Annotated in this window: 5 protein-coding genes; 3 read left to right on the plus strand and 2 right to left on the minus strand. The window is 63.0% G+C overall.

Annotated elements, in window-relative coordinates:
* Positions 1 to 55 precede the first annotated feature (55 nt).
* Together ABI213_RS11925 and ABI213_RS11930 are read right to left on the minus strand one after the other, a co-directional pair.
* On the minus strand, positions 56 to 964 hold the full coding sequence (locus ABI213_RS11925) for a LysR substrate-binding domain-containing protein (protein ID WP_348027247.1): 909 nt from the start codon (positions 962 to 964) through the stop codon (positions 56 to 58).
* A gap of 157 nt (positions 965 to 1,121) precedes the next feature.
* Positions 1,122 to 2,555 carry a PLP-dependent aminotransferase family protein gene (locus ABI213_RS11930; RefSeq protein WP_348005804.1) on the minus strand — a complete coding sequence of 478 codons (1,434 nt, stop codon included), beginning with the start codon at positions 2,553 to 2,555 and terminating at the stop codon, positions 1,122 to 1,124.
* Positions 2,556 to 2,650: 95 nt separating this feature from the next.
* Here ABI213_RS11930 and ABI213_RS11935 point away from each other — a divergent pair, with 95 nt between their 5' ends.
* The 3 genes from ABI213_RS11935 to ABI213_RS11945 all read left to right on the plus strand — a co-directional run.
* Positions 2,651 to 3,091 carry a carboxymuconolactone decarboxylase family protein gene (locus ABI213_RS11935; protein WP_348005805.1) on the plus strand — a complete coding sequence of 147 codons (441 nt, stop codon included), beginning with the start codon at positions 2,651 to 2,653 and terminating at the stop codon, positions 3,089 to 3,091.
* A gap of 11 nt (positions 3,092 to 3,102) precedes the next feature.
* Positions 3,103 to 3,522, plus strand: coding sequence for a cupin domain-containing protein (locus ABI213_RS11940; RefSeq protein ID WP_348005806.1), 420 nt, complete (start codon positions 3,103 to 3,105; stop codon positions 3,520 to 3,522).
* Positions 3,523 to 3,538: 16 nt separating this feature from the next.
* Positions 3,539 to 3,976: MFS transporter (locus ABI213_RS11945; protein WP_348027249.1), on the plus strand; the 438-nt coding region annotated here is incomplete at its 3' end.

Consider the following 3,976-nt stretch of genomic DNA (forward strand, 5'->3'; position numbering starts at 1 on the left):
CTGGCGTTTGGCACGGCCCAGGTGCTGGCCGATGGACTGCTGGGCCGGGGTGTGGTCAGCTCGGGTGCAGAGCGGCTTCGACCACCTGCTGCACACACTGCGTCATAGCGCTGGCCAGCAGCGAGCCCGGTCGGTTGACCGCGCGCAAGGCCTTGATGGGCACCACGATCTGCGGCTCCAGCACCAGCACATCAACCTTGCTGGCGTCGGCAGACAAAGCGGTGCAGCTGTCCACCAGGGCCACGGCCAGGCCGTGGTGCGCTAGCGCCAGCGCCGCGTGGTAGGTCTGCACGGTTATGGCCGATGACAGCCCCACCCCGGCCTCCCGGCAGGCGTGGCTGAGGGTCGAACCCACTGGGTCGCGCACATCGATATTCACCACCGGCGTTTGCGCCAGGTCGGCCAGGTTCACCACGCCATGTTTGACTTGCTTGGCACTCAGCACGCCCTTGGGTACTACGCAGACCATGCGGCCATCGGCCAGGTGGCGTTGCTCCAGCGAAGGGTGGGCGATGGCGCTGAAAACAAAACCCACATCGGCCTCTTGCAGCACCAGGGACGAGATGATCTGCGGCGAATGCAGCGCGTCCATGGTCACCACCACATTCGGATGCTGCTGGCGGAACAGCTTAAGCGCCCGGGGCAGCACCTCGTAGCTCAGCGCCAGCACGGTCAGGATGTGCAGCTCGCCGTCTTGGTGGCCTTGTTTGAGGCTGTTGGCCAGGCGCTGCACGTCGTCGAGCTGGGCAAACAGGCGCTCGATGTGCGGGTACAGGGTTTGCGCCTCGTTGGTCGGCGTCAGCCGGCCCTTGGTGCGTTGGAATAGCGGAAAGCCCAGCTGCAGCTCGGCGTGCGCCAGCACCCGGCTGACGGCCGGCTGGGTGACGTTGATCAGCCGGGCTGCCGCGCTGACGCTGCCGGTGAGCATGATGGCGTTGAAAACTTCGATGTGGCGCAGGCGCATGGGGTTCCTTGTTCAGGCTAATGTAGCCAGCCCAGGCACTAACCCACGCCCAGACCCGCGAGCCGATCCGCACGCACAGCGGCAACCAATCCAGCAGGGCCAAGGTGCGGGAATCACCCGGCCCAGCGTGTGCGCTGAGCACATCGTGAACAGGCGCTTAAGCAATCTCTTGCAGGATGTCGCGAACCCTGTTGAGCGAGGTGTCGATGTCTGCTGCATCGATGGCACCGTAGCCCAGTATCAGGCCCTGCCGTGGAGGTGCGAAATGGTAGAAAACATCCAACGGATACAGGCCCACATCCACCCTTCGTGCCAGAGTCAATAGCAACTTCATATCGATAGCTTGTTTGCACAGTGCAGCCAGATGGAAGCCCGCAGTGGCCGGTACCAGTTCAAACCAGGGTGACAGGTCGCCTTGGAAGCGCTGCACGATGCGCTCGCGCCGATCTGCATAGGCCGTATGGCAGCGCCGGATATGTTTGAGCAGGCCACCATCCGACATGAATTTGGCCAGTGCCCATTGGGCGGGGATAGAGGTATGCCAGTCGGTCAGGTGTTTGGCCACACACACGGCCTCCAGGATGGCGGGCGGTGCGATCAGGTAGCCCAGCCTGAGCTCGGGCGACAGGGTTTTGGAAAACGTGCCGACATAGGCCACCGAGCCGTGTGTGTCCATGCTTTGCAGGGAATCGGTGGGCCGCCCTTCGTAGCGGAACTCACTGTCGTAGTCGTCCTCAATCACGATGGCCCCGAGGGCCCGCGCCCGCGCCAGCAAGGCGTGGCGGCGCGCAATACTCATGGGCATGCCTAGCGGAAACTGGTGGGCTGGCGTGGTGTAGATCAGGCGGGTGCCGTCGGGAATCTGCTCGACCACCATGCCTTCGCTGTCCACTGAAATACCTACGACATTCGCGCCTTGCGCCGCCAGCAACAATCGGGCTGGCGGGTAGCCTGGGTCTTCGACCGCGACCGTGCAACCCGGCTCCACCAGCACCCGCGCCACCAAGTCCAGCGCCTGCTGCGCGCCGCTGGTCACCACCACATCGCCTAAGCTGCAGCGCACGCCGCGGGAAAAGGCGACATGGCGGGCAATGGATTCACGCAGCGCAAACAAGCCTTCGGTTTCGCCGTACATACCGCGCGACTTGGCGCATTCCCGCAAGGCATACAGCACGCAGCGGCGCCAGTCGGCCTGCGGATACAGGCTTCGGTCGGGCGAACCCCCAATGTATTCATAGCGCGCGGTGCCGGCCGGAGAAGGATGGCGCAGTGGCGTTGGCATGTTGCGCCATTGGGCCGCGACCGCAGCGCCGGCCAGCGCGGGTGCGTGCGCCGCCTGGGCCCTGCGGGATGGTTGGTCGCTGACAAAACTGCCCACCCCCACCTGGCCCACCACCAGCCGGTCGTAGGTCAGCCGCGCATAGGCTTCAGATACCGTTTTGCGCGAGAGGCCAAGCTGCTCCGCCAGCAAGCGTGAGGGCGGCAATTGCTCGCCTGCGGCGAGTCGACCGGCATGAATGGCTTCTTTGATCTGGCGGTACAGCTGGCCAGTGAGGTCCTTTTTCCCCTCGATGACGACATGCAATTCCATGCAATGGTCTCCTGCAATTGCTTCGGATTGGCCGCCTGCAGCGACCATCGCCAGACCTACCATTTGTGCATTATCAACCCCCCAAGGAGCACACCATGGAACAAAGAATCGACTTCTACAAAGCCTCACCCGATGCCATCAAGGCATTGATCGCCCTGGAGGCGGCGGTCATCAAATTGGGCCTGGAAGCCCCGCTGATGGAGCTCATCAAACTGCGCACATCGCAGATCAACGGCTGCGCATACTGTGTGGATCTGCACACCAGCGATGCCCGCAAAAAGGGCGAAACCGAGCGCCGTCTGTATGCCGTATCGGTCTGGCGTGAAACGCCATTCTTTTCGGCCCGGGAACGTGCCGCGCTGGCCTGGACGGAAGCCATCACCAACATTGCGCAAACCCATGCATCCGACGAGGATTACCACAACCTGAGCGCGCACTTCAGTGAACGCGAGATGGTGGATTTGACACTGGCCATTACCACCATCAACAGCTGGAACCGCCTGTCCATCGGTTTCCGAAAAATGCCGGCAGCTTGAGGAGAACTTCGATGAAGACCAGATCCACCATCGCGGTGATGCTCGCGGCATGCACCGTACTTTTCAGCCCATGGGCTTTGGCCCATGGTGACGCAGCCGGGCAGGAAGCTATCACCCCGCTGCAGCAGCAGACATTGCCAGACGTTGCGGGTAAGCAGGTGGTGATGGCCGTCGTCAGCTACGCACCGGGACAGTCATCGCAGCCGCACGTCCACTCCGGCTCGGTCTTTGCCTATGTGCTTGAGGGCGAGATCGTGTCGCAGCTTGAAGGCCAGGCACCGGTGACCTACAAGGCCGGCCAGTCCTGGTACGAGACACCCCGCATCGGCCACCTGGTGTCCAAAAATGCCAGCAACACACAACCGGCAAAACTGCTGGCGTGGCTGATCGGCGACCAGGGTGCTCCGCTGAAAGAACCGCTTCAGCACTAATTTGACGGAGCCAACCATGAACAATTCTGTTGCTCTGCCGCCGCCCGCCACCACTGCCTCCCCCCACTGGCTGCTATATGCCTTGATTGGAGCCATGCCTTTGGCCGAGTTCATGCAAACCGGTGTGGTGGCCTTCAATGCGGGGCCGGTGATGGGCAGCATCGGGGCGAGCCCTGAGGAATACAGCCTGGTGGCCACGCTCTATGCGGTGGTCGCCATCGGCATGATTTCGCACCACCGCTGGGTGATGGAGCGCCTGGGCTGGCGGCTCTTCATACAGCTCTCGTGCGCGCTATTCGGATGCGGCGCGGTGGTCTGCGGTGCCAGCGACTCGCTGGTTGGCTTTGCCGTAGGGCGTGCCTTGATGGCTGCCGGAGGCGCCTCCTTCATGACGGCAGGCCGGGTGCTGGTCAACCACATACCGCCTTCACCGCGGCGATTCAACGGCATCCGC

The sequence above is a fragment of the Rhodoferax sp. genome (assembly GCF_039922535.1).
Lineage (GTDB): Bacteria > Pseudomonadota > Gammaproteobacteria > Burkholderiales > Burkholderiaceae_C > Rhodoferax_B.